Origin of the sequence: Neisseria subflava, from assembly GCF_005221305.1 — a bacterium.
Taxonomy (GTDB): Bacteria; Pseudomonadota; Gammaproteobacteria; order Burkholderiales; family Neisseriaceae; genus Neisseria; species Neisseria subflava.
Genome location: NZ_CP039887.1, coordinates 1,557,796 through 1,574,799 on the forward strand (window position 1 = coordinate 1,557,796; position 17,004 = coordinate 1,574,799).

Consider the following 17,004-nt stretch of genomic DNA (forward strand, 5'->3'; position numbering starts at 1 on the left):
GTTACTTTGTTTTTGCGTTAGTGGAGCTGGTGGGTCACTTTATCGACGAAGCCCAAATCGACCATCGAACGGTCGGTTACAATCATGACTTTTTCGCAGTCTTTCATGTCTTGCAGGTATTGGATGGAATCACGCTCGAAATAGATTTTGGCGGGTACTTTGAACCATTGCATGTTGTTTCTCCGACGGCCTACTTTTTTGATGTTTAACAGGTTGACTGCGCTGACGTTGCCACCGACGGAGTTTTTGCCGTAAGAGCCGCAGCCCAAGGTCAGGGACGGCAGGAAGGCGTTGTACACGTCGCCGATGCCGCCGAAAGTGGAAGGCGAGTTCCAAATCACGCGCAGGGCTTTGACACGGGTGCCGAAGGTTTTTGCCAATTCTTGATCAGCGGTATGGATGGCGGCGGAGTGTCCCAAGCCGTCAAAGGCGACCATTTGTTCGGCAAACTGCAAGCCTTGTTCGGTGGAATCGGCTTTGAGCATTGCCAGTACGGGCGAGAGTTTTTCGCGGGTCAGCGGCTCGTTGGGGCCGACTTCGCGGCATTCGGCGATGATGATGTTGGTTTTTTCGGGAACTTTAAACCCAGCCTGTTCGGCAATCCACGCCGCCGGTTTGCCCACCACGGCAGCATTGAGTTTCGCGCCGCCGCAGTTGGCGCAGTTTGCCGTAACGCCGAAGATGAAGTCTTCGAGCATGGCTTTTTCTTTTTTGTTGGCGAAGTACACACCGTAGGATTTGAACTCTTCGACCAGCTCTTTATAAATCTCTTTGTCGGCAATGACGGCTTGTTCGCTGGCGCAAATCATGCCGTTGTCGAACGCTTTGGACATCACGATGTCGTGTGCCGCCTGTTGGATGTTTGCCGTTTTTTCAACATAGGCAGGCACGTTGCCCGCCCCGACGCCGAGCGCGGGTTTGCCGCAGGAATAAGCGGCTTCCACCATCGCATTGCCACCGGTCGCCAAAATCGTCGCCACGCCCGGATGCTTCATCAGCGCGGAAGTGCCTTCCATAGACGGTTTTTCAATCCACTGGATACAGTTTTCCGGCGCGCCGGCGGCAATCGCGGCATCGCGCACGATTTGGGCGGCGTGGGCGGAACACTGCTGGGCGGAAGGGTGGAACGAGAAAATAATCGGATTGCGGATTTTCAGTGCAATCAGGGATTTGAAAATGGTGGTGGAAGTCGGATTGGTGGTCGGCACGATACCGCAGACGACCCCGACCGGATCGGCGATTTCGGTGATGCCGGTTACATCGTCTTCACTGATGACGCCCACGGTTTTCAAATCGCGCAGGCGGCGCACGACGTTTTCGCAGGCAAACAGGTTTTTGGTCGCCTTATCTTCAAATACACCGCGTCCCGTTTCTTCGACCGCGTGCATGGCGAGTACACCATGTTTGTCCAGCGCAGCAATGGAGGCTTTGGCAACGATATAATCAATCTGCTCCTGATTCAGCTTGCGAAACTCGTCCAACGAGCGCAAACCCTTTTCAACCAGGCTGTTTACCTCGGCTACGGCTGGGCTGACGACGTTGTCGGCTGATGCGTTCATGGTGTATCTCCTTAATAAAAGGTGGCAATAAGGTCAATAAATTTTCACTACGATAACTATAAGTAATTTAGTTACATTCTGCTTTGACCTACATCACAAACCATAATTGAACTTTTCAGACAGCATCTTTATCATTTATTCATTTTAATTTATTGAAGTATAATGATTTTATCCTAAAGCAACCAAAGACGTCCATTCTTGGTCGCTTTCCCCGCATATTAAAATAAGAACAGAAAACCAATGTATTAAAATTACATAATCAAAATAAAACAAAGGCCGTCTGAAAATATTTTTCAGACGGCCTTTGTTTTATGTCTGCCTTTTATTGACTGATGTCTTCCAGCGTACGGCCTTTGGTTTCTTCACCCAATACCAAGATTACCGCCACAATCAGCAGCATAACCAGTGCAAACATCATAAAGATATTGCCGAAGCCGCCGCTGTTGCCCACCATTGCCGCCACTACCATGGGCGCGAGTATGCCGCCGACGCGGCCGATGGCGCCTGCCCAGCCGGATGCGAAGGCACGGAAGCGCAAGGGGTAGAGTTCGGGGGTGTAGGTGTACAAAACGCCCCATGCACCCAAGTTGAAGAAGGACATCAGGCTGCCCCAGATCATGACTTCGGCCGCAGTTGTGCTTTGCCCGAAAAACCATGCGCACACGGCGCAAGCGGCCAGAAAGCCTGCCAGCGTTGCTTTGCGACCGATTCTTTCCACCAAAGCCGCGGCGGCAATATAGCCGGGCAGTTGCGCAACAATCATCACCAGCACATATTCAAAGGTTTTGACCACGGTATTGCCCTGCTCGACCAGCAGTTTGGGCAACCAAGTGAAAATACCGTAATACGAAAACACGATGCCGAACCAAACCAGCCACAACATCAGCGTACGCCGTGCAAACGGATGTTGCCAAAGTTGGACGAAGCGGATGCGTTCGCGCGGGGTGGCTGGGGCGGCAACGGCTTCTGTCGGCGGCGTGATGCCCGATTGTATTTCCAGCGCGGATACCAAACGGTGCGCTTCGTTGGTTTTGCCGCGGGAAAGCAGGTAAGGCACGGATTCGGGAACAAACTTTAACACCAACGGCACATAAAACAGGGGCAAGGCGCCGAATAAAAATGCGCTGTGCCAGCCGGTTTGTGGAATAAAGAAATAAGACACCAGCGCGGCCGAGAGCCAGCCCAAGCCCCAAAAGCTTTCCAGCAACACAATAAAACGGCCGCGTACTTTCGGCGGCGCATATTCGCTGACCAGCGACACGGCGACGGGCAGTTGGCCGCCTAAGCCGACGCCGACAAAAAAGCGGCACACCAGCAACACCGTCAAATCAGGCGCAAGCGCGCACAAACCTGTGGCAATGCTGTACACCACCATCGTGCCGGCAAAAACGGTTTTCCGTCCGAACCTGTCTGCCAACCAGCCGCTGAATACCGCGCCCAAAGCCATGCCGACAAAGGCAATGCTGACAATCCAGCCCAACTGCGCCGGAGCCAGCGCCCAATCTTTGCCCAAAGCCGGCAATACAAACGACACCAAGCCTGTATCCATGGCATCAAACAACCAGCCTATACCGACCAACACTAAAAGTTTGTAATGGAAGCGGGAAGGCGGCAGATTGTGCAGCCGCGTCAGAATATCCATAACTTCTTTCCTTTATTTGTGTATTATCGAATTAGATTTTATAAATAACTGCTTGAGTTTCAGCGACAAACCCCAAATAGAGCATTATGTCGATTTTAACATTTATACAATATGCAAAGAATAGGAAGCGCGCGTTTTTTGGCTATTTTTGAATATCTTAATCTCAGCGATAAACCGCATACCCTATTGAACCGTTATACAAGACATCACTTCAGGCCGTCTGAAAGTCGATAATCTGGTTTTCAGACGGCCTGCCGTTTTTTGCAAAGGCTTCATGCTTGGGTTATGATGTTTATTTGTAATATGTAAACAGATGATTGCCTGTTTTTACATAACAGGCCGTCTGAACAACGGAGAACGATATGAATGCGGTTGTAATTGCGGTCATCATCATGCTTGTGCTGTCTTTATCGCGCGTGCATGTGGTGCTCAGCTTGGCTGTCGGCGCTTTTATCGGCGGCTTGGTGGCCGGTATGCCTTTGGAGAATGTAACCAACGCGGCTGGCGATGTGGTGCAGCAAGGGATTATTCCTGTTTTTAACGAAGGCTTGAAAGGCGGGGCGCAAATCGCACTGTCTTATGCCATGCTCGGTGCGTTTGCCATGGCCATCACGCATTCCGGTCTACCGCAACAGCTCGCCGGCGTGATTATCCGCAAGCTCAACGGCGGCAAAGGCAATGCGAAAGGCGAAGGCGCGGTCAAATGGCTGCTGCTGGCGATTATTTTGTGCATGGGCGTGATGAGCCAAAACGTTGTGCCGATTCATATCGCGTTTATCCCGATGATTATTCCGCCGCTGCTGTTGGTGTTCAACCGTTTGAAACTCGACCGCCGCTTGGTGGCCTGTGTGATTACGTTTGGCTTGGTAACGACTTATATGTTCCTGCCTTACGGTTTCGGCGCCATCTTCTTGAACGACATCATGTTGGGCAATATCCGCTCGGCAGGCATGGACACCAGCGGCATTAATGTGATGCACGCAATGGCGATTCCGGCTTTGGGCATGGTATTCGGCTTGCTGCTGGCCTTTTTGCACTATCGCAAACCGCGTATTTATCAAAACAATACCACCGACACGGAAGACAACCGTGCGGCAGTGCAACAACAAGAGCCGTCAACCTATCGCAGCTTGGTGGCGGCCGTGGCGATTGCCGTGTGTTTTGCCATTCAGCTTTTGTACGATGGTTCGCTGGTATTGGGCGCCATGTTGGGCTTTGCCGTGTTTATGATGTTGGGCGTGATGAACCGCTCCGCCGCCAGCGATGTGTTCGGCGAAGGCATTAAAATGATGGCGATGGTCGGCTTTATTATGATTGCGGCTCAAGGTTTCGCCGCCGTAATGAACGCAACTGGCGAGATTCAGCCTTTGGTCGAACACAGCATGGCTTTGTTCGGCGGTAATAAAGGCATGGCCGCATTGACCATGTTGTGCGTCGGCTTGCTGGTGACCATGGGCATCGGCTCGTCTTTCTCAACTTTGCCGATTATTACCGCGATTTATGTGCCTTTGTGCATGAGCTTGGGCTTCTCTCCTATGGCGACCGTCGCCATCGTCGGCACGGCCGGTGCGCTGGGCGATGCTGGCTCTCCTGCTTCCGACTCGACGCTCGGCCCGACCATGGGTTTGAACGCCGACGGTCAGCACGACCACATCCGCGATTCGGTTATCCCGACTTTTATCCACTACAATATCCCGCTGATGGCTGCCGGCTGGATTGCCGCAATGGTGCTGTAATATGAGCGATATTCGGGAATTGGAACACCGCGTCACGGAGCTGGAAATTCAGACGGCCTTGCAGGAAGATTTAATCGGCAGTCTGAACGACACCATCGCCAAGATGCAGCAGGCTTTGGATTTGCAACAAGGCCAGCTGCGGCTTCTGTATCAACGGATGCAGGACAAAGGCGCAAACGGCGAACGCGAACCGTACAGCCTGCGCGATGAGATTCCGCCGCATTATTGATCAGCTAAAAAAGGGCGTGTTGGATACATGCCCTTTTCTTTCATAACAAAGGCCGTCTGAAAGTCTATCAAGCTTTCAGACGACCTTTTAAACAATCAAACCTTACAAACAAGCCAATTCGTTGGCCATTTGCTGCTCGATGGTTTCACGTTGGCGAATAAGTTTGCATTCGTTGCCGTCAACCAATACTTCCGCCGCACGGTTGCGCGTGTTGTAGTTGCTCGCCATGCTTGAGCCATACGCACCGGCGCTGCGGATAAGCAGCAAATCCCCTTCTTCGCAGGCGATGGTGCGGTCTTTGCCGAGGAAGTCGCCGGTTTCGCAAATCGGGCCGACGATATTGGCCGTCAATGGCTCAATGTCTTTGGTTTCGACCGCTTCGATGTGATGATAGGCATCATAAAGCGCCGGACGCATCAAATCGTTCATCGCCGCATCGACCATCACAAAGTTTTTCTCTTCGCCATGTTTGACGAATTCGACGCGCGTCAACAACGCACCTGCATTGCCGACCAAACTGCGGCCGGGCTCGAGAACCAGTTTCAGACGGCGTGTACCGATCAGTTTTTGAACTTCTTTGGCATACGCACCCAAATCAGGCACATTTTCATCTTGGTAAACAATGCCGACACCGCCGCCCAAGTCCAAGTGTTCCAACACAATGCCTTCGGCTGCCAATTGGTCAACCAAGGCCAAGATACGTTCGCAGGCTTCGACAAGCGGGCTGAGGTCGGTCAGTTGTGAGCCGATATGGCAGTCGATACCGACAATTTTCAAATGGCTTTGTCGGGAAGCATGACGATAGGCCTCAAGCGCATCGGCATAGGCAATACCGAATTTGTTGGCTTTCAGGCCGGTGGAGATATAAGGGTGGGTTTTGGCGTCGACATCGGGGTTGACGCGCAGGGAAACCGGAGCGACCTTACCCAAGCGCGTGGCAACTTTCTGAATACGGTCAATTTCGGGAATGCTCTCCATATTGAAGCATTTCACGCCTGCATTCAGCGCAAACTCGATTTCTGCTTCACTCTTACCCACACCGGAAAAAATCGTTTTCGCCGCATCGCCGCCTGCCGCTAAAACACGTGCCAACTCACCGCCGGACACAATGTCAAAACCGCTCCCCAAAGAAGCAAAGTGCTTGATGATGCTCAGGTTGCCATTCGCTTTCACTGCGTAGCAGACAAGCGGATTTAAAGCGGCAAATGCGGTTTGGTAGTTTTCAAATGCCTCGGTCAGCGCAGATTTGCTGTACACATAAAGCGGCGTGCCAAACTCTTCGGCAAGGTGTGTATAAGGGAGTTGTTCGCAGAATAAAGTCATGTTTGTGAAGTCTTTTTTAATCGTTGGTTTGAGTGGTCGGTTCTTTGGCCGTATCGAATTTCAAGCCGGTTTGAATCACGCCGAAGTGCGCCTTGTCGCCTTCTTTGGGCAGGTAGAGATCGCCTTTGTAGCCGCAGGCAGAGAGCAGCAGAGCCGTTGCCGCTGCAAAAAATACGCCGTATTTCATCAGTAAAACTTTCTTCATCATTACGAATGTGGCAAGATTCGGTATCTTAAACAAAAACCACACAAAAAGCCATGATGACCGAAAGCGAATTCATCCGCATGAGCGAAGAATTGTTCGAACACATCGAAGACCAAATCGACGAAAACGGCTGGGATTTCGACTGCCAGTTTGCCGGAAACGTCCTGACCATCGAAGCCGAAAACGGCACGCAAATCATCGTCAACCGCCACACGCCCAACCAAGAATTGTGGATTGCCGCCAAAAGCGGCGGCTACCATTTCGCCGAGCAAAACGGCAAATGGCTGGCAACGCGCGACAGCCGCGATTTCTACGACGTTTTAAACGAAGCACTGAGTGCGGCTTCGGGCGAAGCAGTTGAGATTGCAGAATTGTGATTCAGTCTTCAAATATCTCTAGCTAAAAATCTATTTACCTCAAAGGATACCCAAATGCCCCTACTAGACAGTTTCAAAGTCGACCACACCCGTATGCACGCCCCTGCCGTACGCGTGGCAAAAACCATGACCACGCCCAAAGGCGACACCATTACCGTGTTTGACCTGCGTTTCTGCATTCCCAACAAAGAAATCCTGCCCGAAAAAGGCATTCATACGCTGGAACACCTGTTCGCAGGCTTTATGCGCGACCACTTAAACGGCAACGGCGTTGAAATCATCGATATTTCCCCGATGGGCTGCCGCACCGGTTTCTACATGAGCCTCATCGGTACGCCCGACGAGCAAAAAGTGGCCGACGCATGGCTCGCTTCAATGCAGGATGTTTTGACCGTTCAAGACCAAAGCAAAATCCCCGAGTTGAACGAATACCAATGCGGTACCTATATGATGCACTCGCTTGCCGAAGCACACGAAATTGCCCAAAACGTTTTGGCACGCAAAGTCGCCGTCAATAAAAACGAAGAGCTGACATTGGACGAAAGCCTGTTGAACGCTTAATACTCAATGACAGCAAAGGCCGTCTGAAACTTTATATGACAAGTTTCAGACGGCCTTAAGACCTTTTATTCCAATTTTCAACCTTCCAACCACAGTTTTACACCGCCTAAAAATAAGTTGGCGGATGCTGACAGTGTACATAGTATAATTACACTTTAAACAAACAACCTGATTCTATTGCCTTTATGAAACCGTTTTTCTGCAAAACCGCCATTGCCCTCAGCCTGACCCTCCCCGCCGCCGCCAACGCTGCCGAGTATGTCTGCAATGTTGAAGGCATTACTGTTTATGCTTCATATCAGATCAATGACGCCTGTCGCATAGTTGAAACAAACAATGTAACAGAAAACAGCGTCGTTGCGATTCCAGGCGACACTCCGGTTTTAAAAACGGTACAAACAACAGAATTTAAAGCATCTGCCGCTGACTACGTTCATACTTCTCAAGCAACGCCTGCGGTACAAACCCCAGTCGTTGTTACTCGAAATGAATACGGTGTTCCCGCACCTATTTCCATTCCGATGGCACAAACTCGACAAGCTGTGCCTACGAATAAAACCATTGCAGACAGCGTAATCGTTTCCAACAATACGCCTGTTTTGGAAACACCAGCCGTTGCAAAACCTGAAAACTATGTTGTTGATACTACTGTCCACAACACAACTCCTGTCGTACAAACGCAGACGACTGCTGCTCAAGAGGACAACACTATTGTTCCTCCAACGCTCGCAGCACAAATCCAACCTACCGTTGCAGCCGACAAAGCCATTGCGGACAGCGTAATCGTTCCCAACAATACGCCTACTCTGGAAGCGCCGCCCACAATAAAAGCTGAAAACTATGTTGCTGACACTACTGTCCGCAATACAACTCCTGTCGTACAAACTCAGTCTAGTGCGACCCAAACAGAAAACAGTGTTGTTCCTGTAATGCTTGCCGCACAAGCCCAACCTACTGCTTCTACCGAGAAAACAGTTTCAGACGGCATTGCTATTATTAATGAAACACCAGCTGTTCAACCTGTTGTACCTGCAATCCAAATTCCACAAGAGATTATTCAGAACTCGGCAGCTCAGCCGCAAACTTCAACTACCCAAAATAACCAAGCGGTAACAGCTCAGGATGAAGTGCTCGATAAAACACCTGCCAAAGTCGAGACTAAGCGTAAAGGCAAAACTTATGCCAAAACCTCCTCTCGACGCAAAGCTAAGGTCAGCCGTACTAAAACAGCCGTTGTCCTCGCATCTGAAGAACAAGCAGCCAAACCTATTGCCACAGCTTCGGCCGAACCAAGCACGCCGGCAACTTCCGCTCCGGTAGAACATGGCAAAACCACTGTCCCAACACCTTTCCCTCAAGCATACAAACCGGCAGCTGACATTTTGCTGGATAAAGGAAATAATGACAGCGATATCAAAATTCTGCCGAATGTACCGATTACCAGCGTGACCAACACAGCCGAAGCCGCCAATCCGCGCCTTAATATTACCCTGCGCAACCGTCAGAACAAATCACGCAGTTCTTCATACAGCAAATACAAAGCCCCTGTTATCCGTACTGCACCTGTGGTTACGCCGGCTCCTAAGCCAAGCCCTAAAGAAACCCGCAAACAGATATTGCAGACCGAAGTACGCAATGAACAGGCCGCTATTACCCGCCTTCAAACACAGCTGAATGCGGCCAAACAAAAAGGCGAGCAGATTAAAATCCAACAGCTGACCCGTACCATCAACGCCCGTAAAGCGAATATCCGCGCTATTCAAGGTGAGATGTCTCGTTGATTGGTTTTTGATACAAAAAGGCCGTCTGAAAATATTTTCAGACGGCCTTTTTAATGACATAAACCTTATTTATTCAAAAGACAAATACTTTCTCTAAAATCATTTGCCGATCACGCCAAAGTATATTTCTTCACACTCCTACCCTCGTGCGCCATTACTTCTTCTATCCAATCGGCGATATTTTGCCAATAATATTGCGGCTTTTCAGACGGCCTATCAGCCTGCATCACTTCATCATTCAACACAATGGGAACACCCTGCTCTGCACCGGCTTCAAGCAACATCCAAATACTGCCTTCATGGGTATCGGCATGAGCTGCTTGATGTTCATATGCCCAGCCAACCGCAGCTTGTCCGCCATTTTGCACAGACTGCATCGCCAGCAATAATGGATGAAAGCAGGTATCCACATTGTTGTCAGCAGCCACGACCAAAGTTGCACCATGCGTGCCTAACGCTTGCGCGGCATGAAAAACGGGAGAGTTGTGCAGATTGGCGATAAAGTCAAACGGCATCGCGGCGTGATGATTCAGCACATTGTCTGCCATTTTTTCAAATACGGATGGCGAAGAAAATGGTGTACCGAGAAAAACAGCGCAATCAGAACGGATTTCGCTTTGTTCCTTTAACTGCCCTGCACCAAGCGCGGCAATCAAACTCAAGCGGCTGAGGCGGCGGGTATCTATACCGCTTTGCTGCTTTAAGGTTTGTTTGAGGATTTTACCGCCGGTGCCGGCATCAGTATCAAAACGCACGGCGGCGGTAATACGGATATTAGGATTTACGGTTGCCATTGCCATACCAAAGATGTGTTGCTGCCGCCAAAACCAAACTGATTGGCCAAACAGAAAAAGCCGCCTTTTTGTGAAGCTGCACATTCGGAAAAACAAATTTCCCGCCCCTGATAATCGTTGCTTCTGCCTTGTTTTAAAGCGGATAAAAGCAGGGCTGTTTCAAGGGCTGCCGTTGCGCCAAGCGTGTGCCCGATTTGCGGCTTGAACGCCATCAAAGGCGGCAGTGTACCGAATATATTTTCCAGTGCGGCCAATTCGGCGGCATCGCTGTCAGCCGTACCGATACCGTGTGTTTTAACGGCTACAATACTTTCAGGAGCGATGCCTGCAATATCTAACGCACGGCGCATTACCTGCTCTTGCGCTTGGCCATTGCTTTGAATCAGGTCATTGCCTGTATTGGCGGCGTGTCCGATAAGTTTCAGACGGCCTGAAGAAGATTCGGGAGCAGCGGAAGATAAGGCAAGTGCGGCAACACCTTCGCCTAAAATCAAACCGTTTCTGCCAAAAGGCCAATACTGTTCGGCCAGCAAACCCAAACTGTGAAAATGCAGCAAAGTCAGCCGGTTGAGGTTTTCAATACCAAGCACAAAGGCACGCTCCGCCCCGTCGCGCAAACAATTATCCGCCTGAATCAGCGCGTGGGCAGATGAAGTGCAGGCAGTAGCGAAACTGAAAATCTGCCGATTGCCGCTGCGCCGGCGCAAATCTTCGGCAAGATAAAGCAGATTGTGTTCTTCTACCGCCCTATTGCCCGCAAAATGGCGGTTTTCATATTCGGAGATGGAATAGGAACTGGAACCGATAAACACCGGCGCATCATGCCAGCTTTCAGACGGCCAGCCTGCATTTTCGGCGGCTCGGCGCAAATGTTGTTCGGCAATATCCGCAAATTCCTTCCGCCCCAAACTGTCGCCTGCGAATGCACGAAAATAAGCAGCCTGCTGCGGTTGGTTTAAAAACGTATAAGACACCGCATCAGGCCGTCTGAAATCCGTTTGCGGATTCAAGGCAGAAGTGGCCACCGTACCGCAAACCCAACTCACGCGCCATGCTCCGCACGGATAAACGCCGCCAAATCGCGTACGCACATCATATGTTTGCGCACCATCCGGTCGCCCTGCAGGCGCACTTGGAAATACTGTTGCAAGGCAACGCTGATTTGCAGCGCATCAAGCGAATCCAAACTGACCGGACTGTCATCGCCAAACAAAAGTGCATCGTCGGTAAAATCATCCATATCCACATCATCGGCCTTATCGGCCTCTTGCACGATTAACTTTTTCAATTCCGCTTCCAGCTCGTGCTCGGCCAGTGTAAAGGTGTAAGACATTTTTTAAACCCCCATTTTTATCTCTTGAAGCAACAGCTCATTTTAGCGAAACTCGCTACGCTCGTTTTCAGACGGCCTGAACTTTATGCAAAATCGCCCCAAAGCGTCTGCATGGTGGCAATGGTCGCAAGTGAGGCGGTTTCGGTACGCAACACCCGTTTGCCAAGCGTAACGGATTGAAAACCGGCATCAAATGCCTGCTGCTCTTCCTTCTCCGTCCAGCCGCCTTCCGGGCCGACCATAAACACGACTTTGCCGGATTGCGGCCGAACATCGCTCAGTTTTTGTGCGCGGTTCAAGCTCATTAACAGTTTGGTTGTTTCCTGCGGCAACTGTTGCAGAGCCTGTGCATAAGTCGTCAGCGGCAAAACCTTCGGCACAATATTGCGGCCGCTTTGTTCACACGCCGAAACGACGATTTCCTGCCAACGCGCTACCCGCTTTTCTGCACGTTCGCCGCTCAAGCGGACGACACAGCGTTCGCTGATGACAGGACGAATTTCTGCCACGCCCAATTCCACGCTTTTCTGTAAAGTGAAATCCATGCGCTCGGCGGCGGATACCGCCTGTACCAACGTAATGTTCAGCGGCGATTCATTGTCCGTTGCCTCTTCACGCAAAATCCGCACGCTGGCGCGGCGTTTTTCTAAAACTTCGGGCAAAGCCGGATATGCCTTGCCATTGCCGTTGAACAATACGATTTCTTCCGTGTTTTTCACGCGCAATACATTCAAATGGCGCACCACATTATCGGGCAATTCGACCACGCTGTCGGGGCTTAAGGCAAAATCAACATAAAATCGGGGCATGGTTTCCTGCTTTATTCATGTATATAATTTGAACTTTCGTGAACGAAATTGAAACACGACGACGACATACACTTGCCTGCCTGATTTTGATTTCATCCACTATAATTTGAAAACTTCCCGAATTTTAATCCACTGTCACGCAAAACTGCAAAAAACAAGGATACGCCGTGCTATACCGTTTACAGAAAGTCGTCCGCCACATCGCCCAAACCGAAGTCATGCCGCGTTTTCTGAACACGCCGTCACGACGCAAGGAAGACGGCTCGGTTTTGAGTGAAGCAGATTTGGCCGCACAAACCGCTTTTGCCGCCGCCCTGCCCTTATTGGAGGATTGTCCGATGTTGGGCGAGGAGATGAGCGTTCAGGAGCAAACCCGTTTGTGGAACGAACATTCAGACGGCCTGTGGATTGTCGACCCTATCGACGGCACAAACAACTTCGTCAACGGTTTGCCGCATTTTGCCGTATCCGTCGCACTGGTTAAAAACGGCCACGCCGAATTGGGCGTGATTTACAATCCGGTCAGCGGCGAATGTTTCTATGCCGAACGCGGCAAAGGCGCATTCCTCAACGGTACGCCGCTACCGCTGCGCTCCGAAAACAAAAAACTCAACGAATCCATTGCCGGCGTAGAAATCAAATACCTGCGTTCGGGCAAACTCGCCAGCCGCATGAATACCCTTGCCCCATTCGGCACAATCCGCAGCATGGGCAGCAGCACGCTCGACTGGTGCTACCTTGCCAGCGGCCGCTACGATATTTACATCCACGGCGGACAAAAGCTTTGGGACTACGCTGCCGGCGCATTGATTTTTGAAGAAGCCGGCGGCTGCCTGACCACTTTGGAAGGCGACGATTTTTGGAGCGGCGAACATGTATTCAAGCGTTCCGTCATCGCCGCATTGCAACCTGAACTGTTTCAACAATGGGTGAAATGGATTCGAGAAAATCAGTAAAAATACCGTTTATCTTCAAAAAATCACGATTATCTCGCAACTTATTGAAATTATTTCACTTCTTAACAGCATTTAATACTAAAAACGGTAGAATACTAATCGCTGACACAACACCGCTCTTTCATCCCTTTTGGGCGGTGCAGCAAGTAAGACGTTTTCCCGCAATGTATTGGCCATTCATACTTCTCCCTTAGTATGAATGGTTTTTTTTATCTGCAAAAACCGCTCAGGCCGTCTGAACGTTCAGACGGCCTGTTTACACTACTATTTGAAAAACTGTCCGCAACACGCCTTAAACTTTTTGCCCGAACCGCACAAACAAGGCTGTTTCATCGTCGGCAAAGCAACGGTCGGATCAATAAAGTACCAACGCCCATCTATTTTCACAAATGCCGACAATTCATGATGGCACTCAGTTTGCCCGTTCTCTTCAAAATACGCCTCAAACTCGACCAAAGCATGCAGCTTGCCAAACGGCACATGACGGACAACCTTCAATCCCGACCACTGCGTCTGCTTACTCCATACCGCCAAATCCTGCTTGTCCAACAAATTCTGCTGCTCAGGGACAGTCGTGTCCACGATATAGTCGATTTCCTGCAAAACATACGCACTGTAACGCGAACGCATCAACTCTTCCGCCGTCGAGGCCGCCGCCTCACGCGCATGAAATGGTGCGCAACATTCCGTATAAACACGCCCCGACTGACAGGGGCAAAGTGTAGCCGTCATTCCTAATTACCCGAATAAATCCATTTCAAAATTATAACGTAAACCCGACTCAGGCCGTCTGAAAATGAGTGTAGCGAGTTTCGCCAAAACGATTGTAACGAGTTTACCAAAACGAGCGTGGAGAGTTTCGCTAAAATAAGCAAAGCGGGTTTCGCCAAAACAAACGCAACAATCTGATATAATGCGCCTTTTCGATTTTGACTATCCATGATGACCATTCCCATCCAAAGCATCAGCCACCTATTGCCGCAAACCCAATGCCGTGAGTGCGGCTATGAAGGCTGCTTACCCTATGCGCGTGCCCTGTCGGCAGGAGAAGCGCCGGTAAACCTGTGCGCGCCGGGTGGGGAAACCGTCATGAAAGACATTGCCGACCTATTGGGCAAGCCCTACCTCGCGCCGGCAAAAACACAAATCAAAGCCGTAGCCCTGATTGACGAAGCCGTCTGCATCGGCTGTACCGCCTGCATCCGCGCCTGCCCTGTCGATGCCATTATGGGCGCATCCAAACTGATGCACACCGTCATCAGCGAAGAATGCACCGGCTGCGGCTTATGCGTTCCCCCCTGCCCCGTCGACTGCATCGACATGGTTCCCGTATCGCAGCCCTTCCTGCCGTCTGCACGCCGTTTCAGCACCTCTGCCGAACCCCGCTTTGCCGCCGCCGAACACGCGCAAAGCCGTTTTGAACGCCATACCGCGCGCAAACAGCGCGATGATGCCGAACGCAAAGCCCTGCTGGCGCAACGCGAAGCCGCCGTCAAAGCCAAACAGGCCGCACAGGCACAAACCCAAACAGCCGCACCAAGCGCCGCATTCAACCCCATGGATTTGATTGCCAAAGCCATGGCCAAAGCGCAATCGCAGCAGGACAAACTCGTCTCCTCCGACAACCGCGAAGACTTCAAAGCGCGCCAAATCGAAGAAGCCAAAGAACGCGCTGAACTGCGCCGCGCCCAACGTGATGCCAAATACGGCAACGAAGCCGAAAAAGCCGCTGCCATCGAGTTTCTGCGCCGCTACAAAGCTGAGCAGGAAGCGGTCAAAGAAGCCCGCTGATTTCCAAAATAACAAACCCATTCCGACCGCATCAGGCCGTCTGAAAACATTGCACGAAAACCAATAACTTTATGACCACACAAGAATTTCCACACCAGCATACCGCCCATTGCGAAAGCGGTGTGATGTCCACCCTGCTCAAATACCATGGCCACAATTTAGACGAAGCCATGATTTTCGGTATTGCCCACGCACTGACATTTGTCTGGATGCCGCTGATCAAATTAAACGGCATGCCGCTGGTTTCCTACCGCATCGCACCGCGCGGCATCATCAAAAACACCTGCAAGGCATTGGGGCTGAAATTGTCCGTCCGCAAATTTTCCAATGCCCAAAAGGGACAAGACGCGCTGGATGCCGCGCTTTCATCGGGCAAGCTGGCGGGTTTGCAGACCTCCGTATTCTGGCTGCCGTATTTCCCACCGCAAATGCGTTTCCATTTCAACGCACACAATCTCTTGGTATACGGCAAAGACGGCGGCGACTACCTGATCAGCGACCCCGTATTTGAAACCGTGCAGCGCTGCGCCGCCGAAGATTTGCAGCGGGCGCGCTTCGCCAAAGGTGTATTGGCGGCAAAAGGCATGATGTACACGCTGGAAAACGACAGGTCGTCTGAAAAAGTTCAGGCCGACTTGCCCGCCATCATCCGCAAAGCCATCCGCAAAAACGCCAAACAAATGCTCCCGCCTGTTTTTTTCGCCGGCGTAAAAGGCATCCGCACGTTGGCAAAAAACATCGAAGCCCTGCCCACTAAACGAAATGCAAAATACCAAAAACTGTTTCTCGGCCATTTGGTACGGATGCAGGAAGAAATCGGCACCGGCGGCGCAGGTTTCCGCTACATCTACGCCTACTTCCTCGAACAGGCCGCCCATATCTGCAACGAACCTGCATTTCAGACGGCCTCAGAACAAATGACCGCCATCGGCGACCAATGGCGTCAATTCGCAGCAATATGCGTGAAACAGTGCAAAAAACCATCCGAAAACGGTTGCCGCAACATTGCCGAATTTCTGCGCAAAATTGCGGATAATGAAGAAGCATTGTGGCGCGGATTATTGAAATAATCAGGATTTATTCGATCCCGATTAATCTACCGTGGATTATTTTGACATTCAGGCCGTCTGAAAACTAAAAGAAATTAAAAATGCGTTACCTAGCTACTGTCTTATTATTGTGTTCCGCCTTAACCCATGCCGCGCCGCCAAACGGCTTTGCCTTGGTGCATGATGCCGACGGACACACCAACTTGCGCAAAAGCCCAAATTTGAATGCCAAAGTCTTGGCAAAAATTCCCAACGGCACACCGTTGGAATGTTTGGGTGACGGCGGTGAAGGCAGCCTGAGTTTCTGTACTGCCCAGCTGCAACAACCTGCCGCAGAAGACTACGGTTTCATCCATTACAGCCGTCTGATATTTCCCGCCTCCGACAAAAACTTCGTCCGCCTGCGCGAACAATCCGGTCGCGACGATACGCTGACTTTGTCCGGCAACGGACAAAAGGTACATATCGTTGCCCGCCGCATCCACCCTAAACGCAGTGATTTCTCGGGTATCAACAAAGACAAATACACCGCGCAGCTCTATCGAGGCAAACCTTTCTATGGTACAGACTACGACATTCCGAAAAGCGTGTTCGCGCTTGAACGCATCACGCTAAACGGTCAAGCGGTTCCCGCTGCCGAACTGCAAGGACTGTTCTCGCCCGATTTTGCCGCCACTGCACGCGGCAGCAATGTGTATGAAAAATGGGAAGCCTATTACCGCGACAGCGATAAGACACTTTATCTGTTCGGCAGACAAGGTTCGGACGGCAATCCTTTCGATGTCTGCTTTATATTTAAGGACGGCAAATTCCAGCGCCGTTATTTGTGGGATGCTGCGCTATAAATATCACTCGAAAA

18 protein-coding genes are annotated in these 17,004 nt (G+C 50.9%); 9 read left to right on the forward strand and 9 right to left on the reverse strand.

Annotated features, from left to right (window positions below):
* Positions 1–17 precede the first annotated feature (17 nt).
* Both FAH66_RS11150 and FAH66_RS07515 read right to left on the reverse strand, forming a co-directional pair.
* Positions 18–1,559, reverse strand: a complete 1,542-nt coding sequence (locus tag FAH66_RS11150) for an aldehyde dehydrogenase family protein (protein WP_279638368.1) — start codon at positions 1,557–1,559, stop codon at positions 18–20.
* A gap of 322 nt (positions 1,560–1,881) precedes the next feature.
* Positions 1,882–3,201 (reverse strand): MFS transporter, encoded by a 1,320-nt coding sequence (locus FAH66_RS07515; RefSeq protein WP_137041199.1) that lies wholly within the window; start codon positions 3,199–3,201, stop codon positions 1,882–1,884.
* Between the two features lie 362 nt (positions 3,202–3,563).
* On the opposite strand from FAH66_RS07515, the gene FAH66_RS07520 reads away from it, so the two are divergent.
* Together FAH66_RS07520 and FAH66_RS07525 are read left to right on the forward strand one after the other, a co-directional pair.
* A complete protein-coding gene (locus tag FAH66_RS07520) occupies positions 3,564–4,937 on the forward strand; it encodes a Na+/H+ antiporter family protein (RefSeq protein WP_137041200.1) in 1,374 nt (457 codons plus the stop codon).
* 1 nt (position 4,938) lies between these two features.
* Positions 4,939–5,166: a SlyX family protein gene (locus FAH66_RS07525; RefSeq protein WP_049350873.1), complete on the forward strand. Its 228-nt coding sequence runs from the start codon at positions 4,939–4,941 to the stop codon at positions 5,164–5,166.
* 102 nt (positions 5,167–5,268) lie between these two features.
* Here the strand turns inward: FAH66_RS07525 and lysA are convergent, their stop codons facing one another.
* Entirely contained in the window at positions 5,269–6,489 is a 1,221-nt protein-coding gene (gene lysA / locus FAH66_RS07530; RefSeq protein ID WP_137041201.1) for a diaminopimelate decarboxylase, read from the reverse strand.
* Between the two features lie 16 nt (positions 6,490–6,505).
* The gene (gene lptM, locus FAH66_RS07535) at positions 6,506–6,676 is read right to left on the reverse strand and encodes an LPS translocon maturation chaperone LptM (RefSeq protein WP_137041621.1); all 171 of its coding nucleotides are present in this window, start codon (positions 6,674–6,676) and stop codon (positions 6,506–6,508) included.
* Between the two features lie 71 nt (positions 6,677–6,747).
* Between lptM and cyaY the strand changes: the two genes are divergently transcribed.
* The 3 genes from cyaY (at position 6,748) to FAH66_RS07550 (ending at position 9,413) form a co-directional block, all read left to right on the forward strand.
* A complete protein-coding gene (gene cyaY, locus FAH66_RS07540) occupies positions 6,748–7,071 on the forward strand; it encodes an iron donor protein CyaY (RefSeq protein ID WP_049328424.1) in 324 nt (107 codons plus the stop codon).
* 54 nt (positions 7,072–7,125) lie between these two features.
* Positions 7,126–7,632 (forward strand): S-ribosylhomocysteine lyase, encoded by a 507-nt coding sequence (gene luxS, locus FAH66_RS07545; RefSeq protein WP_049328425.1) that lies wholly within the window; start codon positions 7,126–7,128, stop codon positions 7,630–7,632.
* 185 nt (positions 7,633–7,817) lie between these two features.
* Complete coding sequence (locus tag FAH66_RS07550) at positions 7,818–9,413, forward strand: hypothetical protein (RefSeq protein ID WP_137041202.1); 1,596 nt, start codon at positions 7,818–7,820, stop codon at positions 9,411–9,413.
* A gap of 110 nt (positions 9,414–9,523) precedes the next feature.
* Here the strand turns inward: FAH66_RS07550 and FAH66_RS07555 are convergent, their stop codons facing one another.
* The 4 genes from FAH66_RS07555 to FAH66_RS07570 all read right to left on the reverse strand — a co-directional run bounded on the left by FAH66_RS07555 (position 9,524) and on the right by FAH66_RS07570 (position 12,349).
* Entirely contained in the window at positions 9,524–10,213 is a 690-nt protein-coding gene (locus FAH66_RS07555; RefSeq protein ID WP_049328427.1) for a hypothetical protein, read from the reverse strand.
* A complete protein-coding gene (locus tag FAH66_RS07560; RefSeq protein WP_137041203.1) occupies positions 10,195–11,253 on the reverse strand; it encodes a beta-ketoacyl synthase N-terminal-like domain-containing protein in 1,059 nt (352 codons plus the stop codon). The genes FAH66_RS07555 and FAH66_RS07560 overlap by 19 nt, the downstream gene beginning before the upstream one ends.
* On the reverse strand, positions 11,250–11,540 hold the full coding sequence (locus FAH66_RS07565; protein ID WP_137041204.1) for an acyl carrier protein: 291 nt from the start codon (positions 11,538–11,540) through the stop codon (positions 11,250–11,252). The genes FAH66_RS07560 and FAH66_RS07565 overlap by 4 nt, the downstream gene beginning before the upstream one ends.
* 83 nt (positions 11,541–11,623) lie before the next feature.
* On the reverse strand, positions 11,624–12,349 hold the full coding sequence (locus FAH66_RS07570; protein ID WP_137041205.1) for a 16S rRNA (uracil(1498)-N(3))-methyltransferase: 726 nt from the start codon (positions 12,347–12,349) through the stop codon (positions 11,624–11,626).
* 167 nt (positions 12,350–12,516) lie between these two features.
* Between FAH66_RS07570 and FAH66_RS07575 the strand changes: the two genes are divergently transcribed.
* Positions 12,517–13,305, forward strand: a complete 789-nt coding sequence (locus FAH66_RS07575) for an inositol monophosphatase family protein (RefSeq protein ID WP_003684681.1) — start codon at positions 12,517–12,519, stop codon at positions 13,303–13,305.
* Between the two features lie 264 nt (positions 13,306–13,569).
* On the opposite strand, the gene FAH66_RS07580 is transcribed toward FAH66_RS07575, so the two are convergent.
* Complete coding sequence (locus tag FAH66_RS07580; protein WP_137041206.1) at positions 13,570–14,037, reverse strand: YchJ family protein; 468 nt, start codon at positions 14,035–14,037, stop codon at positions 13,570–13,572.
* 210 nt (positions 14,038–14,247) lie between these two features.
* Here FAH66_RS07580 and FAH66_RS07590 point away from each other — a divergent pair, with 210 nt between their 5' ends.
* From FAH66_RS07590 to FAH66_RS07600, 3 genes are all read left to right on the forward strand, one after another.
* Positions 14,248–15,096, forward strand: a complete 849-nt coding sequence (locus FAH66_RS07590) for an RnfABCDGE type electron transport complex subunit B (protein WP_208648101.1) — start codon at positions 14,248–14,250, stop codon at positions 15,094–15,096.
* Positions 15,097–15,167: 71 nt separating this feature from the next.
* A complete protein-coding gene (gene darH / locus FAH66_RS07595) occupies positions 15,168–16,166 on the forward strand; it encodes a BtrH-related acyltransferase DarH (protein ID WP_137041209.1) in 999 nt (332 codons plus the stop codon).
* Positions 16,167–16,246: 80 nt separating this feature from the next.
* The gene (locus tag FAH66_RS07600; RefSeq protein WP_137041210.1) at positions 16,247–16,990 is read left to right on the forward strand and encodes an SH3 domain-containing protein; all 744 of its coding nucleotides are present in this window, start codon (positions 16,247–16,249) and stop codon (positions 16,988–16,990) included.
* Positions 16,991–17,004: the final 14 nt, after the last annotated feature.